Here is a 24,586-nt window from a genome sequence, read left to right on the forward strand (position 1 = left end):
TTTTCTCCTTTTTGATTCACCTAACAGTGTTAATAAGCAAAACCAATTATCCGCGTATTACTTGCTCTATGCGGATAGTACTTCCATGTATTTTGATATTAAAGACATAAATATGGGTATTACCATGCGCACCAAATACCCTTAACTCAGAGTTTAGAGTGTTTACTCAAAGGGATCAATGTTTAAAATAAACTAATCAAAATAAGAAGTGGTTTTAAACCACTTGCCCTGCACACCAACCTGAAGACCAAGCCCACTGAAAGTTATAACCACCCAGCCAGCCGGTAACATCGACTACTTCGCCCACAAAATATAACCCTGTTGAGTAATTTGATTCCATGGTTTTTGATGATAGCTCATCACAGTTAACACCGCCAAGGGTGACCTCTGCAGTTCTATAGCCTTCGGTGCTGTTGGGTTTTATTTGCCATTGGTGTAGTTGCTTGCTGATGTTTTTAAAGCGATCGTGCGAAAGGGATTGCAGCGGTTGGTTTAGGAGTTGTTCATCAAGTAAGGCGACGATAAATCGTTTGGGTAGATGTTCAGCTAATATGGTTTTTAAATGTGCTTTGGGCTGCTCTTGTTGCTTTGTTTTTAGAAGTGTTTCTATGTCTACATCGGGCAATAGGTTAATGCTGAGCGTTTCGCCAGCGTGCCAGTACGATGATATTTGCAAAATGGCTGGGCCGCTTAAACCACGATGGGTTAGCAAGATATTTTCTCTAAAGCTGTTGCGCTCATTACTCACCACGCACTCTATGGCAATGCCAGAAAGCTCGGCTAGCCATGCTTTATCGTCCGGTTGTAGGGTAAACGGTACTAGCCCTGCAGTCGTTGGGTGAACGGTATGCCCAAAACGTTTGGCTATGTTATAACCAAAGCCTGTTGCGCCCATTTTAGGAATGGATAAGCCACCGCTAGCAATCACGACCGATTCTGCACTGTAATCGTCTAGGGATGTGTTGATGATATAGCGGTCATTTTCTTTGTGAATGTTTTCTATACTGCAATTAAGGCGAATGTCTACCCCTGCATGAGCACATTCTGATAGCAACATATTGAGAATGTCTTTAGCGCTATCATCGCAAAATAATTGCCCGTGGCTACGTTCGTGATAGGGGATGTTGTAGTCGCACACCAGCGCAATAAAATCCCATTGTGTGTATCGACTAAGTGCTGATTTACAAAAGTGCGGGTTATGGGAAATATAATTATCTGCACTGATATCCATATTGGTGAAGTTACAGCGCCCACCACCGGACATGAGTATTTTTTTACCCGCCTTATTTGCATGGTCTAATACCACCACATTGCGGCCACGTTTGCCGGCTTCTATTGCACACATTAAACCAGAAGCGCTAGCACCAATAATAAGAACATCGATGGGTTTATTCATGATGCGAATAGAAAGGTTTAGTTAGAATGGAGAACATTTGTAATGTTGGTGGTTGAATCATGAGATGGTTGCCCCCAATGTTTATAACGGATTAGAAATAAATATTGGGTCCGGTAAACGCACTATTGTATAAAACTCAGCATTAAAAAGGATAAATAAACCATGGTAGAAAGTAGTTTACGCGATTCTAAAGCGGCTATTCAGCAACTTAAAGAGACGATCAGCAAGCAGATTATTGGCCAAGACGTATTAGTAGAAAGAATGTTAGTTGCCTTGTTAGCAGATGGCCATATTTTAGTTGAAGGTGCGCCGGGCTTGGCTAAAACGCGTGCCATTAATGTGTTGAGTAAAGGGATTGAGGCAGACTTTCACCGGGTTCAGTTTACACCAGATTTATTGCCCTCAGATTTAACCGGTACGGATATTTATCGACCACAGCAGGGTACGTTTGAGTTTCAAAAAGGGCCTTTATTTCATAATCTAGTATTAGCGGATGAAATAAACCGTGCGCCTGCAAAAGTTCAAGCCGCTTTATTAGAAGCTATGGCAGAACGACAAATTACTGTTGGTGGTGCCAGTTATCAGTTGCCCAGTTTATTTATGGTAATGGCTACGCAAAACCCATTGGAACAAGAAGGCACTTATCCTTTGCCTGAGGCACAACTAGACCGGTTTTTACTGCATGTAAAAATAGATTACCCTAAGGCAGCACATGAAAAAGAGATTTTACATTTAGCCCGTCGCGAGGAAAAAGGCGGTGATACTAAAAAAGCAACAAGCGAGCCGATAACACAGCAACAGTTATTTGCAGCACGTCAGGAAATATTAAACGTGTATATGAGTGACGAACTGGAAGATTATCTGTTGCAATTGATATTAGCAACACGTGAACCGGCTGCTTATGGTGATGATCTAGCTGCTTGGGTTCAATACGGGGCTAGTCCAAGAGCGAGCATTGCGCTTGACCGTTGTTCTAGAGCCAAAGCGTGGTTGAATCAACGTGATTTTGTTACCCCGGAAGATATTCAAAATATTGCCTACGATGTATTACGACATCGTTTAATTATGTCTTATGAAGCCGAAGCAGAGGGCATTACAGCCGATAGGTTTATTAAAGAATTAATTAATAGAGTTGCTGTGCCTTAAATGAAGCAGGCTGTTTTACAAAACGAACGGGTTTCTGTTCAGTTAAAACCCATGGTCGATTTAGCGAAAAAGGCGGGGCTGTTAAAAACTCGTCGGCATCGTATACAGTCGGCCCAAAATGGCGGGTATGTGTCACGTTTTAAAGGCCGTGGAATGGAGTTTGATGAAGTTCGTTTGTATCAAGCAGGGGATGATATCCGTAGTATTGACTGGCGGGTGACTGCTCGTACGAATAAAACACACAGCAAAATATTTCGTGAAGAACGTGAACGACCCATTTTTATTTCTGTTGATTTACGACCCACTATGAATTTTGCAACACGCGGTGTGTTCAAATCGGTACAAGCGTCTAAAGTGGCTGCCTTAGTAGCGTGGGCTGCTCAGTTAAATGGCGATAGAGTAGGCGGTCAGGTTTTTAATCAGCACGGTTGCCAAGAGTTAAAGCCAGCCAATGGCCGCTCAGCTGTTTTACATTTTTTAAATGCGTTGGTTAAACCTACGTTATCGATAACAGAGTATTTCTCGTTAGAGCAAATTCTTAACCGCTTAATGCAACATGCCAGACCTGGTAGCTTGGTATATATTGTTAGTGATTTTCGTGGCTTAAATAATCATGTTGAAAAACAGTTATCTAAATTAGCTAAACACTGCGAACTTCAATTAGTACATATTTATGATCCGCTAGAAAGCCATTTGCCAAGCAGAGGGCGCTATCGTTTTACTAATGGTAAACAGGAAACAGTACTGGATACTGGCGATAACCAGCGGGTATTAGCCTATCAACAACATTTTAAAAACAGGCAACAACAGTTAACAACATTGTGTAAAAAATGGCGAATTTCACTGCTTGAATGTAGCACCGTTGATGATCCATATGAGGTGTTAAGTTAATGAATGAAACATTGCCCTTAAAAGACATTCATTTACCAGCTGAGGTTAGCTGGTGGCCACCTGCTTTAGGTTGGTGGCTTGTTTTACTGGTTGTTGTTGTGGCTTTGGTTTGTGCTTGGTGGTTGTATAAAAAATTAACACGTCGTACGGCGATTAAAGCAGCATCAGCCTTATTGGTTGATATAAAGCAATCCAAAAACAACGATGAATTAAACACACTTAAACAGTTATCTATGTGTCTGCGTCGTGTTTCTATCAGTGTGAATCCGCGCAATAAGACGGCAGGTTTAACGGGTAAAGACTGGTTGGAGTATCTAGATCAATCGGTAGACGGTACGCCATTTAGTACCGGTATAGGACGTTATTTATCTGAAGCGCCTTATCGGCAAACAGCGCCAGAAGACATAGAAATAGATGACTTAATTGAATTGTGTGAATGTTGGTTAAAGAGGCAACACCAATGATTCATATCGAGTGGCCTCAATTATTTTTATTATTACCGTTGCCATTGCTATACCGCTGGCTTTTGCCGGCTTATGCAGCAGATACACAAGCGGCCCTAAAAGTCCCTTTTATAGAAGATTTTGGTGAGGCTAAGGCACGGTATAGCTCAGCAAAACAGCCTTGGCTTTTGTGGTTGGCTGTTATTGCGTGGGTGTTATTAGTGTTGGCGTCTGCTCGACCACAATGGCTGGGTGAGCCTATTGAACAAGCAGTGAGTGGACGTGACTTAATGCTGGCGGTAGATGTATCTGGCAGTATGAAAGAGGAAGATTTTGTTATTGAAAACACCCGTGTGGATCGCTTAACAGCTACTAAATATGTGGCAACAGACTTTATTGAGCGACGCATCGGCGATCGGTTAGGGCTGATATTGTTTGGCACTACAGCCTATTTGCAAACGCCTTTAACCTTTGACCGTAAGACGGTTGCAACGTTATTAGACGAAGCATTTATTGGTATTACTGATGATGAGCCGGCAACCTCTATTGGGGATGCAATTGGTTTAGCTGTTAAACATTTGAAGGATGAGCAAGCAAACAGTCGAGTGCTAGTTCTGCTAACAGATGGAGCGAATACAGCGGGTGAAATTAGCCCCCTTCAAGCTGCAAAATTGGCAGCTGACCAGCAACTTAAAATTTATACCATTGGGATTGGTGCAGATGAAATGCTGGTACGCAGTTTTTTTGGTAACCGTAAAGTTAATCCATCACGTGATCTTGATGAAAAAACCCTTAAGGCCATTGCAGAGGCAACAAATGGTCAATATTTTCGTGCGCGCAGCAAAGAAGAGCTAGAGCAGATATATGAGCTGTTAGATCAACTAGAACCAGTTGAGAAAAATAAGCAATTTTATCGCCCCATGAGTGAACTATACCCTTGGCCATTAGCGCTAAGTTTATTGTTATTGGGCATTATTACTGTGATTCGTTTGAGGCTTATATGAACTGGGCAGATTTTCATTTTATAAGACCTTATTTTTTATTGGCGCTGATTCCGGCGCTGGCTTTAATGTTTGTATCGGTTAAAAACACACTGGCTAAAGGTGAATGGGCCGATGTGTGTGATGCAGCCTTATTGCCGTTTATTTTAGAAGATAAACAATCGTCTAAAAGTTATTGGGTAGTTGGGGCTTTATCAATGGCCGTTTTATTATCAATTGTTGCACTGGCAGGCCCAACATGGGAACGCTTAGAAACACCTGCATTTCGTAATGATGCGGCGTTGGTTATTGCCTTAGATCTTTCGCAAACCATGAATGCGACTGATATAAAACCCAGCCGTTTAGTGCGTGCTCGCTATAAAATTGCAGATATTTTAAGACAAAGAAAAGACGGACTGACGGCCTTGGTGGTGTATTCAGCAGATGCGTTTACCGTTACGCCATTAACCAGCGATGTGGCAACGATTGAGAACCAGCTGAATGCCTTAGAAAGCAGTTTAATGCCACGGCAAGGTAAAGATACACAAGCGGCTTTAACGTTGGCCGTTAATCTTTTACAACAAGCCGGTCAAAAGCAGGGTAATATTTTTCTTATAACCGATGGTATTAAGCAACCGGCAAAAACATTAGAAAAAGAGCTGGGGGATTATGTTGTCTCTATTTTGGGGGTTGGAACAGCTGCTGGTGGTCCGGTTAAACAAGCTGGTGGTGGTTTCTTAAAAGATAATCAAGGGAATATTATTATTGCCAAATTAAACGCTAAAGAACTTGCATCGTTAGCGAGCCGTTCAGGCGGGCACTACGGCACAATGACGGCGGATGATAGTGATATTAAAGCAATGTTATCTAGCCTAGAACGGCCGGTGTTAGATGAAATTGCTAATGATAATAATGGACTGATTGAGCAATGGAATGATAGGGGCGTTTGGTTGCTATTGTTGATCTTGCCATTGGCCGCCTTTGGTTTTAGGAAAGGGCTACTAATAGGGTTGGTTTTTATTATTATGCCACTGGCCGAAAACAGTTATGCGGTGGAATGGGACGCGCTTTGGTTGAATAAAAATCAGCAAGCAAAACAGCTATTTGAAGAAAAAAAGTTTCAGCAAGCAGCAGAAAAATTCACCTCACCAGAGTGGAAAGCAGCGGCTCAATATAAAGCAGGTGAGTACCAACAAGCTGTAGAGCAACTTGAAGGGATTGAAACAGCAGAGAGTCTGTATAACAAAGGCAATAGCCTAGCAAAATCGGGTCAATTAGATGAAGCAAAACAGGCGTATGAGCAATCGTTAAAATTAAACCCTGATAATGAAGATGCACTACATAATTTGAAACTGATTGAAGAGGCTCAAAACAAATCACAGCCTAAAGGTGATCAAGGGCAAGACAAACAGCAAGAGGGAGAGGATAACTCTAAAAACGCCGAACAAGCAGAGCAGCCATCCAATACACAACCAGCCGATAATAAGGACGATTCGTCCAACGAGTCTAAAGAGGCAGCGCAAGATCAGGCTGCTGAGTCATCAACGTCAGCTAATCAGGAATCGTTAGCAGAAAATACCGAGGCGCAAAGCAGTCCGAACGACAGTAAAGAGGTGGGTGAGCAGCAGCAAGCGGCAACGGCAGAGCTTTCTGATGAAGAACAACAAGCGGCTGAGCAATGGTTAAAACGTATTCAAGATGACCCTGCGGCATTATTAAAACGAAAATTTAAGTATCAATATGGTCAACGACAGCTACAACGTTAAGAAAAAGGCAGCAATGATGAAAAATAACCTGTTGAAATACTTTGTTTTAATATCAGTTTTTCTAGTTAGCACGCATAGTATTGCGCTTGATATAAATGTCTCTGTTGATAGAAATCCAGTCAGTATTAACGAATCTTTTAAGTTATTTTTTAGTATGGAGGAGTCGCCTGATGATGATCCGGACTTTAGCCCATTGGATAATAAGTTTGAGGTATTAAATCAACAAAAAAGCAGTCAATCTTCATGGGTTAATGGCCGATCAACAAAGTCTATTTCTTGGACCTTAGATGTCATGGCAAAACAGACCGGTCCACAACAAATTCCGGCTATTTCATTTGGTGATGATGTATCAAAAGCGCTGAGCATTACTGTTTTAGCAAACAGCACAAGCGATAAAATGGACATTGATGATGACCTATATTTACAAGTAGAGGTTTCGCCAGAGCAGCCTTATGTTCAGTCTCAATTATTGTATACCGTACGTTTATTCCAGCGTGTGCAAATTTCAAAAGCATCACTTTCTGAACCAACAATCGACAATGCCATCGTTGAAAAAATAGGTGAAGATAAGCAGTATAATAAGCAGTTAAATGGGGTTAATTATTCGGTTTTCGAACGTAAATATGCCATTTTTCCTCAACAAAGCGGGCCATTAACAATTCCACCCACGGTATTAACCGCACAAGTGGTTACCGGTGCAGGTCGGTCATGGAATGGCAGCCTGTTTAATACTCAACGTACAAAAACTAAACGGGTTCAATCAACAGCAGTTAATGTTGATGTGCAACCTGCGCCAGCAAGTTTTACAGGTGAGCATTGGTTGGCTGCTAAAAGTGTTCATTTACAACAAACTTGGTCAAACGACGAGTTAAGCGTAACAGTAGGGGAGCCGTTAACTAGAACGTTAACAATGTTGGCGAGAGGTGTAACGGCCAGTCAACTACCAGAGTTAAATACTGATACAGCGTCTTCGCAGCTTAAAGTGTATCCAGATCAGCCCTTGTTAAGAATCCAAAGCGAAGAAGACGGCGTTATAGCGTTGAGAGAACAAAAAGCGGCTATTATTCCTTCTAAGGCTGGGGACTATACATTACCCGCTATAGAGGTGCCTTGGTTCAATACAATAACAGGGCGTATTGAAACAGCCGTTATTCCAGAAATGACCATTACTGCCGTTGCGCTTGAATCGGTCGAAATACCGCAGGTTATAGCCACGGAGCCTAATCAAAAATTGGTTACAGAGATAGACAGGCTTGATCAGGCAGCAACGGTTAACACCACAGAGTATTATTGGAAATGGTTAGCTATTATATTTGCAATAGCTTGGTTAATTACTCTTGTGTGGGTGGTTATAAAGGGACGGTTTAGACGTTCTTCAAGCTCTTCAATAGACGAAGAAAATAGCTCAGTGAAAAAAGCGATTAAAGACCTGCAACAAGCCTGTAAAGCGAATGATCCTAAAGAGACAAAAAAGGCGTTAATAACTTGGGGCTTTGTACAATTTAACAGCAAAGAACTGGATCAAATAAGCCGGTATTGCAGCAAAGAATTACAAGCAGAAATTGAACAGCTTAATCAGGCGCTGTATTCAAACAATGATATTGAATGGAAAGGTGAGGATTTGGCAGGCTTGGTTAATGAACATAGTCAGCGCTTGCAAAAAAGAGATAAAAGAGCCGAGGGTTTGGAACCGCTTTATAAACTATAGGTCTAATAAATTAAATATCTATCATATAGTTAAAAGACTTTTATAATGTAATATATTATATTTATTTATTGTTAAAATTTAGAAAATTTGTTGACTGAATTAAGGCAAGGCTAAAGTTTAAATGAGCTTGTATAAAGTTAAATTACTACAACTTAACCACAGTTTCAGCTTAACCAGACTGCGGCTCTAATTAAATTATCTGCTATAAAAAAGGCCCCAGACGGGGCCTTTATATTGCTGACTCATTAGTCTAAATTTAACGGCTTAACAAGGTATTAACGTTGGATGAAAGATTCAATCACAGTACTGATTTTTGGGCCTTGGTAAGCCAAGGTTTTCACGTAAGGTATTACCTTCGTAGCTGGTTCGATAGACGCCCCGTCTTTGTAGTTCTGGGACTAGTTTTTCAACAAAATCATCTATGCCCTGAGGTAGGTAAGGAAACATGATATTAAAACCATCACAGGCATTAGAATTTAGCCACTCTTCCATTTGGTCCGCTATCATTGAGACGGTTCCTAACATTTCTAAACAGCCATAAGAGCCGCCAACATATTGGGCTAATTCGCGTACAGTCATATTGTCTTCTTTTGCCATATCAACAAGTTTTTGACGACCAGATTTAACTGCGTTGGTTTCGGGTATTTCAGGAAGAGGGCCATCAAGATCAAACTTGCTAGCATCACACCCTAACAAAATGGATAAAGAGCCCATGCCTGTGCTAGGGTCAACCATGCTATCTAGTTGACGTTTTTTATTTTTTGCTTCCTCTAAGGTATCACCAATAATAACAAAGCAACCAGGAAAAACTTTAAGATGATCTGGGTTTCTTCCGTAGGCTTTAGCGCGTGATTTTATATCGGCATAATATTCTTGTGCGGTACTTAGTGTACTAGCGGCTGAAAAGACCATTTCTGCTACTTCTGAGGCAAACTGGCGTCCTGCCTCAGAGGCACCAGCTTGGACTATAAGAGGCCAGCCCTGAACCGGGCGTGCTACATTTAAAGCACCTTCAACAGCATAAAACTCACCTTTATGTTTAGGTGGGTGCAATTTATCAAGGTCTGCAAATATGCCCGTTTCAGTGTTTCTAAGAATAGCGTCATCTTCCCAGCTATCCCATAGTTTGGTTACCACCTCATAACACTCTCGTCCGCGTTTATAGCGCTCGTCGTGTTCTACTGCTTCTGGTAAACCAAAATTAAGGGCTTCTAACGGGTTAGAAGAGGTCACAACATTCCAGCCAGCTCGCCCTTCACTGATGTGGTCTAGCGAGGCAAATTTTCGTGCAATATGGTAAGGCTGGTTGTAGGTTGTGGATGCGGTAGCAATTAGGCCTATATGTTCTGTAACGGCAGCAAGCGCAGGCAGTAGGGTTAGAGGTTCAAGGGATACAACAGTTGCACTTCGTTTTAATGCCTCATCGGGCATGTTTAACAATGAAACGTGGTCCGCCATAAAGATGGCATCAAAAAGCCCTTTCTCTAAGGTTTGCGCAAAACGAATATGGTGTTTAAAGTTAAAGTTTGCATCTGAAAATGCATCAGGGTAGCGCCAACTGCAACTATGGATGCTGGCTGGGCGCATAAAAGCCCCAAAGTGTAACTGTTTTTTTGTACTCATCGTTGCCTCATTCTTTGTAGTATTAAGTTTTTATTTTAGGTTTGGAGGTTCTTTCCAATTAAGCTACTTCGAGCTTTTATTGCTGTTCTGAGAAAATTTTTTATTGTTATTATATTTTTATATGCGTTGAATCTAACGTTTGAACTGCCCTATATATAAACCATAAAAGTGGGAATAGTCCATACAAAAGCTATATAAATGTCTGTCATTAATTACTCGTAGCTCGTTTAAATGGCACATAGTTGAGTCGTTTTATTAATGACGTTACGTTAATAATTAGCCCTTTAATCATCTATATGGGTTTTGATAAAAGTCCCTATCGAATGAATGGCTTGGTGCGCTTCTGGAATCAATCTGGACATTAACTGCCAGACATGAACTTGGCCATGCCAAACTTCAAGCGTTGTATCGACACCTGCTTTTTTTGCAAATTTGTTCAAACGGACGGCATCGTCCAGTAATACCTCATCACTGCCCACTTGAATTAATAGGGGAGGGAGTCCGTTTAGCTCGGCAAAAAGAGGTGAAACTCGTCGGTCATCCGCGGCTACATCACCAAGGTATTGATCAGCTAACCATGTTAAGGATTCCTTACATAAAATTGCATCTGCCTTGGCATTCGTTTGCATCGAGTCCCCAGAAAAGCTTAAGTCGACCCAAGGGGACAGGCAGATACCTGTAGCCGGTAACGGGATGGACTGCTCTTTTAAGGCAAGCATCAGTGAAAGAGTCAGTCCTCCACCGGCTGAATCACCTGCAATAACAATTTTTTTCGGATCTTGGCCGTCATCTAACAAGGCTTTATATGCAGACACTGCATCGTCCAGTGCAGCTGGGAAGGGGGCTTCTGGCGCTAAACGGTAATCTAAAACAAATACCCTTGCTTGAGCTAAATTAGCTAACATGGCTGCCAAGCCTCTATGGCTGGTAGGTGATCCAACCACATAGCCACCACCATGCAAATATAAAATAGTCGTTTCTTTACTGCCTAATTGCGCTTCATGCCATTCGCCGGGAACACCCCCTAAGGTAGTCACTCGCCCTCGTGCCGGTTTGACGCTCATGACTGCTAACTTGTCCATGTTATCGCGTTCTTGAACCAAATTACGACTGGCTGTGAATTTCCTTTTAATGGTCATTCGCAGAACCTTCGCTAATAACTGACTTCGTATGCTTGCCATTACTGCCTCCTTTATTTATTGATAGTAAACCATAAACCACTACGTAGTATTCATCAGATATTCTTCATCATTTTAGTAAGCGTATAACTTTTTGCTAATATTTAATATCATTAGCTAAAAAAGTTTTTATAATGAGTGTTAGAATTTGTAATATAAGAATTAAAACAATAACTAAGGGCTAGGCATGTCAACGATAAAAACAATTAAAGCGTTAAAGGATGGAGGCGTTAAGGAACCACGGGTGATTATTATGGGTGCCGGTATGTCGGGTATCTTAATGGGCATTAACTTACTAAAGGCGGGGCTAACAAATTTTAGTATTTATGAAAAACGTAGCACTATAGGTGGCACCTGGCGTGAAAACACCTATCCTGGAATTGCATGTGATATACCATCTTATTTTTATACGTACAGCTTCGAGCCTAACCCACATTGGACGCGGCGTTTTCCCCCGGGGTCAGAAATTCAAGCCTATTTTGAGCGAGTTTTTGAAAAGTACCAATTGGCAAGTTACACAACCTTTAATGAAGAAATAACCAATACCCAGCACAAAGATGGGCAATGGCATGTTGAAACGGCCAGTGGAAAAACAGATACCGCTGACTTTATTGTGGCGGCAACTGGGGTGTTACATAAGATCAACGAACCTAAATTTGAAGGTATTGAGGACTTCGAAGGCGATGTTTTTCATACGGCACGCTGGAATCATGACGTTGAGTTATCAGGTAAAAGGATTGGTGTGATTGGCGGGGGGTCAACAGGCACCCAAATGATTGATCCTTTATCTAAGGTTGCTAAAAAGTTGACTTTATTTCAACGTACGCCGCAATGGATTTTCCCGATTCCTGATAAGGCTTATTCTAAATTGTGGATTCGTTCGGTTAAACGGTTTCCTGTTCTTGGGAAGTCTCTTTACCGGCTTTATAAGTTTATGCAAGAAAGAACAGTCGGTGTTGCAACGGTTAAGCCTGGTTGGAATCGTTCAATACTCAATAAGTTGTGTGAATGGAATTTAAATCATGTGAAAGACCCTGTATTGCGCGCTAAGTTAACGCCTAATTATGAACCTGGCTGTAAGCGCCTAGTGATGTCCACCAGCTTTTATCCAGCCATTCAAAAACCGAACGTTGACTTAGTGACAGAAGGCATCGATAAAATTGAAGCAAAAGGTATCCGTACTAAAGATGGCGTCTTGCATGAGCTTGATCTTATCGTACAAGCGACAGGGTTTGATGGTTTTGCTTTTATGCGCCCGATGACCATGCAAGGCACGAATAACACAACATTATCCGAGGCATGGGAAAGCGGCCCGCGTGCTTTTCGTGCGATTACTATTCCAAATTTCCCCAATTTTTTTATGTTAAATGGCCCCAATAGCCCTATAGGGAACTATTCATTAATTGCCATTGCCGAGACGCAAAGCAGCTATATCATGAAATGTATTCAAAAATATATGGAAGGTGTTTTTGATTATATTGAGCCTAAACAAGAAGCTGTTGATGATTTTTATAAAACAGTTCATGAAGCGCTCCCGGGCACCATTTGGACGACAGGTTGCCAAAGTTGGTATTTAGATGATAACGGTGTGCCATTATTGTGGCCGTGGTCACCACAACGTTATGCAAAAGAAATGAGTCAACCAGACTTTAATAATTATCATTTGAAAAAAGCGTAGCTATTAAGTGGAGACAGCTGTCTGTTCTATAAGGTTTCACAACCTTTAGCCGATACTTAAATAATACTTGTTAAACTGTTTTGAGCCTTAGTCGTTGAGATGAGGCTCTTTTTTGAGGGCTAGACTTTAGGGACGGTTAGCTATTTTTGTATAAATAGGCCAGTTAAAACAACCTTTATGTGGGGTTTGATAATTCAGCCAAGGCACCTTTTATAACATGTGCAGACGATCTTAATAAAATAATGGCCAAGAAAGAGGCAATGATAATATCGGGAATCCCAGAATTAAAAAACCACACGCCAAGGGCTGCTAAAAGAACAGATAAGTTAGATGCGATATCATTTCGTGAGCACTCAAACACAGAGCTCATATTTATATCCTCGTGCCGATGTTGCCAAAGTAGTAAAAGGCATAAGCCATTGGCCAGTAAGCCGGCAATACTAAAAATACTCATTACTTCGTAAACTGGCAGGGTGGGCGTTACTAGTCGATATATTATCTGGGCGATAACAACACTCGCGGCAATAAAGATTAGCCCACCTTTGAAAAGTGCAATGCGGGCTTTTAGTTCGGGTCCTTTAGATACTGCAAATAAACTCAGAGCATAGGTTAGTGCGTCGCCTAGGTTATCTAAACTGTCAGACATTAACGCTGTAGATTGACCATAAAAGGCAGCAGCTACTATTACCACGAACATAATGGCATTTATCCAGAGCACCTTAATTAGCGTGCTACGCTGTCTACCTTCTTTTGCATCTAGTGTGCAGCTATTGTCGCAACATGATCCCATATGGTTACCTTAAAGAGCGAATGTCATGGGTAGAATTGAATTATGAACATTGAGTGTGGGCATAAAGTCACCGGTATTATTTATGCTCTTTTTTTGATTGAGCCGACAATAAAAAGCAGTAATACAGCGCCCACAGTTGCGGTGATGATTGAACCAATCAAACCACCCGCAGAAATACCTAACAAACCAAAGACAAACCCACCAAAGACAGCGCCAATAACACCAACGACAATATTGCCTAATAAACCAAAACCGTTACCTTTCATCAGTGTGCCCGCCAACCAACCAGCAATGCCACCAATGGCTAAAAAAATTAAAATGTCCATTGTTTTATCTCTTAATATATAACGTTTATATAAGTTTACCCTAGCATACGGGATATTAGTTGGCGAATGAAAATATCAATCCGTCACCGGCTTTATTTGGTAGGTAGACATTCTTTAGGCCATGTCGTTATTTAAAATAAGCAAGTTCATTATATTTATTTGAACGAGTTTAAAACAACCATGTTGTTGGGTTTGGGTACTCTTGTTGTTGCTCTATTAATTTTAGGCCTTTTATGCAGCGAATAATCAGCCATACCACAGAAAACATTAGTACTAAGTAACCGATTAGAACGGAGGCTAGTAGAGTGCCGACTAGGATAAAGAGAATACCAATCCAAAAGGTCCTAATCTGGAACCGATAATGGCTTTTTAACCATTCCGGTGAGTCGTTTTGGTTAAGGTAGGCCATGACGATGCCAATGATGCTAGTGATACCAAAAACAAGCCCTACCAGATACAGAATGTAGATAGTTTTAGCGGTTCGATCTGTGCTTGGCCCTAGTTGTGCGATTGGTTTATTCATAACTTTTGTCCATATTAGTTTTGTGGCTCACAGGTTCAACTTAGTTACCCTTATACTAAGGTGAGGGTGGTGCAATCATTACGCGATCTCGACCTTGTTGTTTGGCGTTGTACATAGCCTCGTCAGCGCGAGCTAAGAGGCTTTCAATGGACTCGTTGTTGTCAAACATGGCAACGCCGGCACTGATAGTTATCGTAATAAACTCTTCGCTGTTTAGCTTGACGGGGTGTAAAGCTAAAGTGTGTCTTAGCTTGTTACCAAATTCCTCTGCACGTTCTATGTTTGCACCAGTTAGCACAAAGATAAATTCTTCTCCCCCGATTCGTCCACAAAAATCAGTTTTTCGGCCTATACCTGACGCTATTTGTGCAAATTCTACCAATGCTTGATCGCCTGCGGCATGTCCGTATTTGTCATTAATGCTTTTAAAATGATCAAGGTCTATTGACAGTACACAGAGTTTTTTGAAAAACCTATTGGATTGATCAATGAGTTGATGCAGACGCTCAAAGGTGGCTCGTCGGTTAGGTAGGCTGGTTAACTCATCAATTCTTGCTAAGGTTTCTAATTCTTCTTCTGATACTTTTTTGTATAACAGGTAGCTGAAGGTATCAGAGAGTAACTGCATCAAGATGTAGTCGTCCTTACAAAAAGGGTCTACAGGAGAGGAGCTGGTGAAATTTACGGTTCCATAGAGTTTGCCATCCAGTTTTAATGGCGTGCCTATGTATGATTCTAATTGGAAGTTCTTGTAGCAAGGGTGGTTTTGAATTTGACTCTTACCCACAAAATGAAAGCCAACAGTTTTATTTTCTTTTAATGTGTGAACACAGTAAGTTCCCTCTAGGTCAAATTGTGTTTTTGGCTTTAATTGACCATTAAAATCGACGCAGTTTTCAACCGTATACTCATTGCCTTCAATATGAGACATTATGGCTGTTTCCAGACCAAAATGATTAAGGCCAATGGTCAATAATGATTCTATTTTTTGCTCATAACTTAAGCTAAGGTCAGAGGTTACATTGTGAATTTTTTGCAGGGCATCTAAAGATTGGTCGGCTGAGCGTGCAGGGCGGATAAGGCCTAAAAATCCAATGACCGCTCCATCAGAAGAATGCATAATGGTCCCTGTTGTTACGCCAAGGAAAATTTCTCCGTCCGAACGGCGATATAAAATCCTATAGTTTTCTGTAGGCTTTTCGCTTGCTAGGTTATAGCGATGCCGACCTTGTTCTGAAAAATCATTTTCATCTGCATACAGTATTTTTGATTCTTTTCCATACAGCTGCTGTTTCGAGTAACCAAATAAATATTCTGCTGCCAAGTTCATATACACTAGGCGTCGATTGGTATCGGCAACTAAAATAGCTTCTTCAAAACCATCGAATATTTCGGAAAGCAGTGTTGATGAAATTTCACTTATTTCGTCAGCCGCTTTCACTGACTGCATAGTGTCCAAATTAGGTTCATTCATAATTTACCTCAGTAAAATCTATTGCGATAGTGCTGGCAATTAGTGGATCCACAATAGAGAACGAAGAGATGTGGCGTATTGTAGGTCAGTTATTTTGAACAGTTGTGTACTGTAAGTGTTGGTGTTTATTGAGACTTCCATAAGAGTAACCTGATATAGAGTCCAATAGCCAAACCTAAACTTGCCAATAAATAATCATGGAAAACATCAAATAAGAGATCAACCAAGGGCTTCTTTAAGGGGCACAATACTGCTGAGAACCCACACTACTACAAGGATTAAGACGGTTGCAAATAGAAAATATAAATACTTGTGGTTTTTTTAATATGGATCATTTTTAAGGCAGTTTTTAGGCGTATTAAGGGAGAATTAGAATTCAATGATAATGGACTCATTAAGTAGCCTCATAATGAGGCTGTTGTTCTGATTTAATAGATGGATTTTGATACGCTAGTTAAATGAATTTTTCAGATTTTTTTAAAGCAATAAAACAGGGCGCAGTCGTGATTACCGTGAATCAGCGTTTATCACGACACTTAACAAGTCGGGTTGAACAAGCGCTAGTGGATGAAGGTGCGGCTGTCTGGGATTCGCCTATGATTATGTCGTTTGATGTTTGGTTATTACAGTGCTGGCAACGACGGTTTGATCTGCAAAGCAATGAGGCATCGGCTTCGTTAGTGAATAAAACTCTATTAACACAGGAACAAGCGCTAGTTATTTGGGAACGTGTTATACGACAGACCTTGGGTGCTGAGTTATTAAACGTACCAGCAACGGCCAAAGCAGCCAGTAAAGCCAGACAACTAAGCCTGCAATGGATGATCGCTGAAAACGCGGTGAATGATATTTCTACCGGTGTTGATATGGCCTCGTTTAACCAATGGCATGATGCGTATAAAGATGAATTAAATAAATCAGCTTGGATAGATCGTGCGCAGTTAATAAAGACGGTTAGTGAATTGGTAGATCAAGATTGTTTGCTATTGCCAAATCAGATTATTTTTTCAGGGTTTGAAATTTATACGCCGACACAACAGTCATTGCATGCATTGTTAATAGAGAAAGGGCATCAACTTAGCGAGTTTTCTGCAGAGGCCGCTACAAACCAGACGCATGTGCTTAAAGCGATTGATCGTAAAGAAGAAGTGAAGCTAATGGCGCAATGGGCAAGAGAACGTTTGGATGAAAACCCTGACAATAAGATCGGTATAGTCGTGCCAGATTTGGAAGTCATGCGAGAATCGATTGAGTCAGCCTTTAAAACGGTTTTTTATCCCAGTGTTGTTTACCCAGTAGATGTACCTTTTGAAAAACCATATAACGTGTCGTTGGGCCAGTCTCTATTAAGCTATTCTCCCATTCAACAAAGCCTTCGGTTGTTACAATTTTGTAGCCAACCAATAACTTTTAGTGAACTGTGTCTATTGCTTCGTTCTTCTTTTATTACGGCGGGGCAAAAGGAATGGGGTCAGCGCGCACGATTGGAAGTTGTTCTACGTAAAAAAGGCATCTTGTCCTGCTCGGTCAAGCAGTTACGCAATAGTCTTCAGGCACCTAAAGACGATGAGTCTTTATGCCCGTTACTGCTTAAGTGTTTAAATCAGGTAATAGAGCTGCTAGAGGCAAAACCAAACCGTGTGCTGCCGTCAGACTGGGTACAGCTGTTTAGGTCTTTTTTAGCCACCATGGGGGTGCAAGGCGATCGAGTATTAAGCTCCACAGAATACCAAGTATTCCAAGTGTGGGACGATGTGTTGAAAAGTTTTTCAACCTTGGATGAGGTGTATAGTGTAATCACCTTTGAAACGGCACTAAATGCATTACGAAAAATACTACTTGAACGTGTTTTTCAACCTGAAACCCCAACAGCAGCGATTCAAATAATGGGTTTAATGGAGGCATCAGGACATACGTTTGATGCGTTATGGGTGTGTGGTTTAGATGATAAAACATGGCCACAATCGCCAAACCCTAGCCCTTTTTTACCGCTTGCCGAACAGCGCAATAAAGGTTTGGTTCAATCATCTGCTGAACACCAATATCAACATGCGAAAATAATCACAAAAAACTGGGCTCGCTCAGCAAAAACAGTGGTGTTTAGTTTTTCTCATGTTAAGGATGAAACACTACAAGCAAAGAGCTCACTGATAGAAGGTTACCCTGTGATAACAAAGGAGCAGTTATTACAACAACTACCCGTGAATCCAATTGAACACCGAGTAGGTAATAAGAATTTTAAATGGATTGAAGATGTTTCCGGGCCATTGCTAGAAAAAAGCGAAACAGTGCGCGGTGGTGTCAGCATATTGAAAGATCAAGCCGCGTGTCCATTTAAAGCTTATGTGCATTTTCGTTTGCAAACGAACGCTTTACAAGAGCCTGAGCCAGGAATAGATGCACGCTTACGCGGTAGTCTTGTACATCGAAGTTTAGAAGAACTATGGACGAAGATTAAAACGCATAAAGCCTTATGTGATTTATCAGTTGATGAACAATATGAGCTGGTCAAAGCGATTGTGACGGCTGTCGTTCAAACTGAAAGTAAACGGACCGCTATTTTAAAGAAAGCACTGGGTCAGCTAGAAACCGAAAGAATCACGCAATTATTAATGGCATGGCTGAACATAGATCGCCAACGAGAGCCGTTTGAGGTTATTGCAACGGAATTAAAGCAGTTGTTAAGCGTTGGAGAATTACAACTTAACACCATTATTGATCGTGTGGATAAGCTACCAGATGGTTCATTAGCGATTATTGATTATAAAACAGGTGATTGCAGTATTAATAGTTGGTTTGGTCTGCGGCCTGAAGAGCCACAATTACCACTGTATAGTGTATTTAGTGAAGGTAATGTAGGTAGCATCAGTTTTGCACAACTTAAAAAAGGCCAAACTCAGTATCAAGGTTTAACGGATAGTGACGATCACTTTTCTACATTAAAAAACTTAGCGGATAAAAAAGTAAAAGCAGACTATGATCAATGGAATAGTCAAATGGGTCATTGGCGTACAGTGTTGGGTGGTTTGTCCGATGAGTTTGTTACAGCTAATGCACGTGTGAGCCCAACGGCCAAGGCTTGCCAATATTGTGATTTGACTAGTCTATGCCGTATTAATGAACAAATAACGCAAAGGGCTGCTGAAGATGAGTAAACCGCATGATATTGCTCAACGACAAGAGGTGCTGGATGTTAACCAATCGTTTATCGTTCAAGCGCCTGCCGGTTCGGGAAAAACCAGTTTATTAACGCTAAGGTTTTTGCATTTACTAAGTATTGTTAATAACCCTGAAGAAATTTTAGCGATTACCTTCACGAAAAAAGCAGCGGCTGAAATGCACCTGCGTATCATAGAGTCGATTAAGCTAGCGACCAAGCCTTGTCCTGAGAATGAGTTTGAAGCACAAACATGGTTAGTTGCTGCAAAAGTGCTCGAGCGTGATGAAGCCTTACAATGGCATCTGTTACAAAACCCAAACCGTTTACGAGTGCAAACCATTGATTCATTGTGTGCGCACTTAGTGAAGCAAATGCCAATTACTGCACAGTTTGGTTCTTTGCCCAACATTCAACAAGATGCCAGTTCTCTATACACTCAAGCAGCTAGCAACTGTTTAAAAGAACTTGACAGTAATGACCGTGTTGGCGAAGCGATAAGGTTACTGTTAACTCATGTGGATAACCATTTGTCACGAGCTGAAGATTTAATTTCATCGATGTTAGCTTCAAGAGACCAATGGCTACGCCACGTCTTAATGAGTGACTCTGATGCAGCTAAACGTGAAGCATTAGAAAACGTTTTAACGCAAACGGTCGAGTCAACACTGGCTGATATTGTGCGGCATCTGAGTCAACAGCAAGCAGATGTTCTAAAAGATTTACTACAGTTTGCGGCAACTAATTTAAGTGATAAAGCGTCACCTGTGTGTTACTTGGCTGAACACCTTGATGAGTTGGACACCTCGGCTGATTCATTAAATGATTGGTTAATCTTGAGGGACTTTTTGCTCACCGGTGCGGGAACTTGGCGTAAACAAGCAGATGCAAAAATGGGTTTTCCACCCGTCAGTCAAGCCAGTAATAAAGATCAAAAGGCTCTGTACACAGATAAAAAGAATGACTACAAAGCGTTGTTGTTGGCCTTACAAGAAAATGATGAATTAACCGAAGCGATGGCTTGGTTGCGTTACCTGCCAAGTCCAGGATATAGCGATCAACAGTGGCAAATTATTCAAGCTTTATTATTGATCTTGCCGCAAGCCGTTGCTCATTTACGATTGGTGTTTCAACAGATGGGTTGTGTTGATTTTTGTGAAGTGTCATTAAGTGCCAGTCGAGCGATTCATGATGCGAGCGGAATGACCGATGTTGGTTTAAAGCTAGATTACCAACTGCAACACATGCTTGTTGATGAGTTTCAAGACACGTCTGAAACTCAATTTATGTTATTAAAAGATTTAGTGGCAGGTTGGCAAGAAGGCGATGGGCGAACATTATTTTTGGTGGGTGACCCGATGCAATCTATTTATCGGTTTCGTCAGGCTGAGGTTGGCTTGTTTTTAAAAACTCAGCAAGATGGTTTGGGTGAAGTTAAGAATATTAAACCGGTTAATATTGCGGTTAATTTTCGCTCGCAAGAAGGGGTTATTAACTGGGTAAATGAGGCGTTTAGCCGGATTATGCCGCCAAGTGATAATATATTCAGTGGTGCTATTTCTTATAAAGCTTCAATAGCATTTAAAACAGCACAAGCTGCAACTAATGGCGTTCAATATTACCCGTATGAAAGCAGAGTTCAAGAGGGTAAAGGCTTATTAGCCTTAATTCAGCAGATTCAACAAACATCGCCTAATGAGTCAATCGGTGTGTTGGTTCGAGGGCGTAAGAGCTTAAGTGAGTTGGTTATCGCGTTAAATGAGGCATCTGTGGCTTATCAAGCCAGTGATATTGACCCACTTAATACACGACAAACAGTGATTGATTTAATGTCCCTGACACGAGCCTATTTACACCCGGCAGATCGGTTGGCGTGGTTATCCGTATTACGTGCGCCATGGTGTGTTCTAAGTTTGGTAGATATGCATTTGTTACTAGAAGGCGAAACGAATGAAACGGTCTGGCAGTTAATACAACACAGTGAACGGATACAGGAATTATCGCAAGACGGGCAAAGGAGTATTGCCCATGTGGTATCACATTTTAAGGTTGCACTCTCGTATCGAGAACAGATGAGTGTGACCGACTCAATACTTGGTTTATGGTCTGAGTTGTTAGGCCCTGAGGGTTTATCGTCTGCTGCTGATTTAGCCGATTGCGAACGGTTTTTTGAGTGTTTGCAAATGTTAGAGCTTGATAAAGGCAGTGTTGATATCACAGAGCTTGAAGAGCAGATTGATAAACTGTACGCAGCTCCAAACACACAAGCGCCTGATACATTACAGATAATGACGATACATAAAGCTAAAGGTTTGGAGTTTGATCATGTAATTTTGCCGGGCTTAGATAGACGCTCAGGGCGAGATGAGTCACGTTTATTGTCTTGGCTAGAACGCCCTTCGGAGATAGCGGGAGGTAGTGAGTTAATGATTGCACCCCTTAAGGAAGTGGGGGCGAACGAGGATGATGCCATTGTTAATTATTTAAATAGGGTAGAGCAGGAAAAGGCCATTCATGAAAGTCAGCGATTGTTATATGTGGCGGCGACCCGTGCTAAAAAACAATTACATTTAAGTTTTTGCTTAACGCTTAACGAAAAAACACAAGAGGCTAAAACGCCTGCGAGTAATACCTTACTTGGTTTGCTTTGGCCGACAATTAAAGATGAGGTTGTTATTAAATTTTCAGATAACAAACTAGATGATAATAAGGCTCTAACAAATTGTTATTTAAAGAAAATAAATATATACGATATTGATAAAAAAGATTATTCAATGCTGGATTATCAGCATGGTTTAGATAATAGGATACGGCTACAAACAAATATCATTGAATATGATTGGGCCTCAGATTTAGCCGCATCGGTCGGGACTGTTTGTCATCAATGGATGCAAATAATGGGTGAGCAAGGCTGTTTAAAAGTTGATGATGGAATGATGCGAGTAAAGGTTCAACAGCAACTTGTAGAGCTTGGCGTCTTACCTCGGCACCTTGATGAAGCTACTAAGCGTGTTTTACACGTTCTTGATGTTTGTGTGAAAGATTCGCGTGGTCAATGGGTTCTTAATAATCAGCATGAAGATAGTCAGTTTGAATTATCGCTGTCAGGAGTAGTGGATGAAGCGATCATTCATTACCGATTAGACAGAACCTTTGTTGATGAGGGTAAACGTTGGATTATTGATTTTAAAACAAGCCGCCATGATGACGATGATAAGGAGCAGTTTTTGGACGCTGAAGTGACACGATATAAGGCTCAACTTGAACGTTATGCCCAATTGATGAGCAAAAAGGAGTCGCGACCTATTATGTTAGGGCTTTATTATCCAGAATTTGCTGGGTGGCGAAGCTGGGAATATATGGATGTTTAAATCGCGAAAAGTTTGCTTAATAGGCCTTGTAGCGTTGTTGTTTGTAGGTTTTTATTGGTTAGGTTTTGATCAATATATCGATTTAACTGTTTTAAAAGAAAAAAACGATGAATTAGCCGCTTATTACATTGCAAACCCCTGGCAAACTTCCGCTTGGTTTTTTGTTTTTTATATTATTTCAACGGCTATTTCTATACCGGGAGCTAGTATTCTGACCTTGGCGGCGGGTGCAATTTTTGGTTTGTTTTGGGGCGTTATATTAGTTTCATTTGCATCAACAATAGGGGCGAGTTTAGCTTTTTTATTGTCTCGTTATATTTTGAAGGAGACAGTGCAGCTAAAATTTTCCGATAAACTTACCGATGTAAATGCCGGGATCAAAAAAGAAGGGGCTTTTTACCTTTTTACATTACGTTTAATTGTGCTGTTTCCATTTTGGCTTGTTAACCTGTTAATGGGGCTGACACCTATTAAATTAAGGAGCTATTTTTGGGTTAGTCAAATAGGTATGTTGCCAGCCACAATACTGTTTGTTAATGCAGGTACGCAATTAACTAAGGTTGAACAGGTGTCAGATGTTTTATCGCCAGCAGTCGCTATTTCATTTGCGTTACTGGGGCTATTTCCCTTATTCGCCAAAACCGTGCCGACTATTATTCGACGTTATAAAATTTTAACGTCCTATAAAAAACCTAAGGTTTTTGATTATAACTTAGTTGTAATCGGTGGTGGTTCTGCGGGGTTAGTAAGCGCTTATCTTGCAGCAGCAGTAAACGCTAAAGTCTTGTTAATTGAAAAAAATAAAATGGGGGGCGATTGCCTCTATAGTGGTTGTGTGCCCTCAAAATCACTGATTAAGTCTAGCCGTTTTTTAGCAGAATTAAGCAGAAGTAAGCACTATGGTATAAACAGTGCTTCGGTAGAATTTGATTTTGCTGAGGTTATGGAGCGTGTATCGTCGGTTATCAAGCAAATTGAACCGCATGATTCTGTAGAACGTTACACTCAATTGGGTGTTGAGTGTATGCAAGCTGAAGCGCGTGTGTTATCACCTTGGGAAATAGCCGTTGGCGATCGAATCATTAGCAGCCGACATATTATTGTTGCGACCGGTGCTAAACCACGGATACCAACGATTGAAGGGGTTGATCAAGTTCCTTATTACACATCGGACACAATATGGTCATTGCGTGAACAACCGAAACACCTTCTTGTTGTTGGGGCTGGGCCTATTGGTTGTGAATTGGGTCAGAGTTTTAGTAGATTAGGCAGCAAGGTAACCCTTATTGATAACGCCGATCGCATTATGCCGTCTGAGGATGAAGAGTCAGTCGGTGTGTTAATGACTCATTTGGAACACGATGGTGTTGAATTAAAACTACAATATTCGGTTGATTCCTTCGCAATGGACAATAATCAATGTGTCGCCACGCTTAAATCGGCACAAGGTAAGCCGTTAAAACTTATTTTTGATGCGGTACTCTTTGCTGTTGGACGAGAGGCCAATGTTGCTGATTTAGGTTTGCAAGAGCTTGGGGTTCAATTAACACAATCGGGTACGATAAAGGTCGATAAATACATGAGAACCCATGTGCCCACCATATACGCTTGTGGAGATGTCGCTGGGCCTTACCAATTTACCCATACCGCTGCACATTTTGCTTGGTATAGCGTTGTGAATAGTTTATTTGGTGATTTTTGGCGTTTTAAAGCAGACCGACGGGTGATCCCAAGGGTGACCTTTACAGAGCCAGAAATAGCCAGTGTGGGTTATAACGAGCAATCAGCAAAAGCGGCGGGCTTGCAAATAGAGACAACAAAATTTGAGTTTAATGAACTTGATAGAGCCATTGTAGAGGGTAAAACAGAAGGGTTTGTTAAAGTGCTAACTGCAGCAGGAAAAGATCATATTTTAGGCGTTACCATTGTTGGAGAACATGCTGGTGAAATACTGCCTGAGTTTGTTTTAGCCATGAAGCATGGGTTGGGCTTAAATAAAATATTAGCAACGATTCATGTGTACCCAACATGGGCTGAAGCAAGTAAATATACAGCGGGGGTCTGGAAAAAGAACCATCAGCCTACAAAATTGCTAAAAATTTTAAAACGCTACCATTTAGCTAGGCGGAGTTAACT

17 protein-coding genes are annotated in these 24,586 nt (G+C 41.1%); 10 read left to right on the forward strand and 7 right to left on the reverse strand.

Features of this window, described 5'->3' with window-relative positions; genetic code table 11:
• Positions 1-214 precede the first annotated feature (214 nt).
• Positions 215-1,396 (reverse strand): BaiN/RdsA family NAD(P)/FAD-dependent oxidoreductase, encoded by a 1,182-nt coding sequence (locus CYCPU_RS0104955; protein WP_020162093.1) that lies wholly within the window; start codon positions 1,394-1,396, stop codon positions 215-217.
• Between the two features lie 162 nt (positions 1,397-1,558).
• On the opposite strand from CYCPU_RS0104955, the gene CYCPU_RS0104960 reads away from it, so the two are divergent.
• Genes CYCPU_RS0104960 through CYCPU_RS0104985 form a run of 6 tightly spaced genes read left to right on the forward strand, consistent with a single transcriptional unit; the run spans position 1,559 to position 8,330 of the window.
• Positions 1,559-2,542, forward strand: a complete 984-nt coding sequence (locus CYCPU_RS0104960; protein ID WP_020162094.1) for an AAA family ATPase — start codon at positions 1,559-1,561, stop codon at positions 2,540-2,542.
• A complete protein-coding gene (locus tag CYCPU_RS0104965) occupies positions 2,543-3,433 on the forward strand; it encodes a DUF58 domain-containing protein (protein WP_020162095.1) in 891 nt (296 codons plus the stop codon).
• A complete protein-coding gene (locus CYCPU_RS0104970; RefSeq protein ID WP_020162096.1) occupies positions 3,433-3,897 on the forward strand; it encodes a DUF4381 domain-containing protein in 465 nt (154 codons plus the stop codon). Before CYCPU_RS0104965 ends, CYCPU_RS0104970 begins: the two co-directional genes overlap by 1 nt.
• Positions 3,894-4,880 (forward strand): vWA domain-containing protein, encoded by a 987-nt coding sequence (locus CYCPU_RS0104975; protein ID WP_020162097.1) that lies wholly within the window; start codon positions 3,894-3,896, stop codon positions 4,878-4,880. Before CYCPU_RS0104970 ends, CYCPU_RS0104975 begins: the two co-directional genes overlap by 4 nt.
• Positions 4,877-6,622 (forward strand): VWA domain-containing protein, encoded by a 1,746-nt coding sequence (locus tag CYCPU_RS0104980; protein ID WP_020162098.1) that lies wholly within the window; start codon positions 4,877-4,879, stop codon positions 6,620-6,622. The genes CYCPU_RS0104975 and CYCPU_RS0104980 overlap by 4 nt, the downstream gene beginning before the upstream one ends.
• Before the next feature lie 13 nt (positions 6,623-6,635).
• The gene (locus CYCPU_RS0104985) at positions 6,636-8,330 is read left to right on the forward strand and encodes a BatD family protein (RefSeq protein WP_232228589.1); all 1,695 of its coding nucleotides are present in this window, start codon (positions 6,636-6,638) and stop codon (positions 8,328-8,330) included.
• Between the two features lie 294 nt (positions 8,331-8,624).
• Here the strand turns inward: CYCPU_RS0104985 and CYCPU_RS0104990 are convergent, their stop codons facing one another.
• Positions 8,625-9,953, reverse strand: a complete 1,329-nt coding sequence (locus tag CYCPU_RS0104990) for an LLM class flavin-dependent oxidoreductase (protein ID WP_015005806.1) — start codon at positions 9,951-9,953, stop codon at positions 8,625-8,627.
• Positions 9,954-10,237: 284 nt separating this feature from the next.
• Entirely contained in the window at positions 10,238-11,134 is an 897-nt protein-coding gene (locus CYCPU_RS0104995) for an alpha/beta hydrolase (RefSeq protein ID WP_020162100.1), read from the reverse strand.
• Positions 11,135-11,318: 184 nt separating this feature from the next.
• Between CYCPU_RS0104995 and CYCPU_RS0105000 the strand changes: the two genes are divergently transcribed.
• On the forward strand, positions 11,319-12,809 hold the full coding sequence (locus tag CYCPU_RS0105000; RefSeq protein WP_020162101.1) for a flavin-containing monooxygenase: 1,491 nt from the start codon (positions 11,319-11,321) through the stop codon (positions 12,807-12,809).
• A gap of 175 nt (positions 12,810-12,984) precedes the next feature.
• On the opposite strand, the gene CYCPU_RS0105005 is transcribed toward CYCPU_RS0105000, so the two are convergent.
• From CYCPU_RS0105005 to CYCPU_RS0105020, 4 genes are all read right to left on the reverse strand, one after another.
• On the reverse strand, positions 12,985-13,599 hold the full coding sequence (locus CYCPU_RS0105005; RefSeq protein WP_015005809.1) for a cation efflux transmembrane domain-containing protein: 615 nt from the start codon (positions 13,597-13,599) through the stop codon (positions 12,985-12,987).
• Positions 13,600-13,679: 80 nt separating this feature from the next.
• Positions 13,680-13,925, reverse strand: coding sequence for a GlsB/YeaQ/YmgE family stress response membrane protein (locus CYCPU_RS0105010; RefSeq protein WP_015005810.1), 246 nt, complete (start codon positions 13,923-13,925; stop codon positions 13,680-13,682).
• Positions 13,926-14,094: 169 nt separating this feature from the next.
• Positions 14,095-14,448 carry a DUF4870 family protein gene (locus tag CYCPU_RS0105015; RefSeq protein ID WP_020162102.1) on the reverse strand — a complete coding sequence of 118 codons (354 nt, stop codon included), beginning with the start codon at positions 14,446-14,448 and terminating at the stop codon, positions 14,095-14,097.
• Positions 14,449-14,503: 55 nt separating this feature from the next.
• Positions 14,504-15,922 carry a bifunctional diguanylate cyclase/phosphodiesterase gene (locus CYCPU_RS0105020; protein ID WP_020162103.1) on the reverse strand — a complete coding sequence of 473 codons (1,419 nt, stop codon included), beginning with the start codon at positions 15,920-15,922 and terminating at the stop codon, positions 14,504-14,506.
• A 458-nt stretch (positions 15,923-16,380) separates the two neighbouring features.
• Between CYCPU_RS0105020 and CYCPU_RS0105025 the strand changes: the two genes are divergently transcribed.
• From CYCPU_RS0105025 to CYCPU_RS0105035, 3 genes are read left to right on the forward strand one after another with little or no spacing between them, the layout of a single operon-like run.
• Complete coding sequence (locus CYCPU_RS0105025) at positions 16,381-19,077, forward strand: PD-(D/E)XK nuclease family protein (protein WP_020162104.1); 2,697 nt, start codon at positions 16,381-16,383, stop codon at positions 19,075-19,077.
• Positions 19,070-22,450 (forward strand): UvrD-helicase domain-containing protein, encoded by a 3,381-nt coding sequence (locus CYCPU_RS0105030; protein ID WP_020162105.1) that lies wholly within the window; start codon positions 19,070-19,072, stop codon positions 22,448-22,450. Before CYCPU_RS0105025 ends, CYCPU_RS0105030 begins: the two co-directional genes overlap by 8 nt.
• Entirely contained in the window at positions 22,443-24,584 is a 2,142-nt protein-coding gene (locus tag CYCPU_RS0105035) for a dihydrolipoyl dehydrogenase family protein (protein WP_020162106.1), read from the forward strand. The genes CYCPU_RS0105030 and CYCPU_RS0105035 overlap by 8 nt, the downstream gene beginning before the upstream one ends.
• Positions 24,585-24,586: the final 2 nt, after the last annotated feature.

The sequence above is a fragment of the Cycloclasticus pugetii PS-1 genome (assembly GCF_000384415.1).
Lineage (GTDB): Bacteria > Pseudomonadota > Gammaproteobacteria > Methylococcales > Cycloclasticaceae > Cycloclasticus > Cycloclasticus pugetii.

Coding starts and splice junctions, on each gene's coding strand:
- CYCPU_RS0104955 (WP_020162093.1), bottom strand. CDS start 1,396: ATGAATAAACCCATCGATGTTCTTATTATTGGTGCTAGCGCTTCTGGT.
- CYCPU_RS0104960 (WP_020162094.1), top strand. CDS start 1,559: ATGGTAGAAAGTAGTTTACGCGATTCTAAAGCGGCTATTCAGCAACTT.
- CYCPU_RS0104965 (WP_020162095.1), top strand. CDS start 2,543: ATGAAGCAGGCTGTTTTACAAAACGAACGGGTTTCTGTTCAGTTAAAA.
- CYCPU_RS0104970 (WP_020162096.1), top strand. CDS start 3,433: ATGAATGAAACATTGCCCTTAAAAGACATTCATTTACCAGCTGAGGTT.
- CYCPU_RS0104975 (WP_020162097.1), top strand. CDS start 3,894: ATGATTCATATCGAGTGGCCTCAATTATTTTTATTATTACCGTTGCCA.
- CYCPU_RS0104980 (WP_020162098.1), top strand. CDS start 4,877: ATGAACTGGGCAGATTTTCATTTTATAAGACCTTATTTTTTATTGGCG.
- CYCPU_RS0104985 (WP_232228589.1), top strand. CDS start 6,636: ATGATGAAAAATAACCTGTTGAAATACTTTGTTTTAATATCAGTTTTT.
- CYCPU_RS0104990 (WP_015005806.1), bottom strand. CDS start 9,953: ATGAGTACAAAAAAACAGTTACACTTTGGGGCTTTTATGCGCCCAGCC.
- CYCPU_RS0104995 (WP_020162100.1), bottom strand. CDS start 11,134: ATGGCAAGCATACGAAGTCAGTTATTAGCGAAGGTTCTGCGAATGACC.
- CYCPU_RS0105000 (WP_020162101.1), top strand. CDS start 11,319: ATGTCAACGATAAAAACAATTAAAGCGTTAAAGGATGGAGGCGTTAAG.
- CYCPU_RS0105005 (WP_015005809.1), bottom strand. CDS start 13,599: ATGGGATCATGTTGCGACAATAGCTGCACACTAGATGCAAAAGAAGGT.
- CYCPU_RS0105010 (WP_015005810.1), bottom strand. CDS start 13,925: ATGGACATTTTAATTTTTTTAGCCATTGGTGGCATTGCTGGTTGGTTG.
- CYCPU_RS0105015 (WP_020162102.1), bottom strand. CDS start 14,448: ATGAATAAACCAATCGCACAACTAGGGCCAAGCACAGATCGAACCGCT.
- CYCPU_RS0105020 (WP_020162103.1), bottom strand. CDS start 15,922: ATGAATGAACCTAATTTGGACACTATGCAGTCAGTGAAAGCGGCTGAC.
- CYCPU_RS0105025 (WP_020162104.1), top strand. CDS start 16,381: ATGAATTTTTCAGATTTTTTTAAAGCAATAAAACAGGGCGCAGTCGTG.
- CYCPU_RS0105030 (WP_020162105.1), top strand. CDS start 19,070: ATGAGTAAACCGCATGATATTGCTCAACGACAAGAGGTGCTGGATGTT.
- CYCPU_RS0105035 (WP_020162106.1), top strand. CDS start 22,443: ATGTTTAAATCGCGAAAAGTTTGCTTAATAGGCCTTGTAGCGTTGTTG.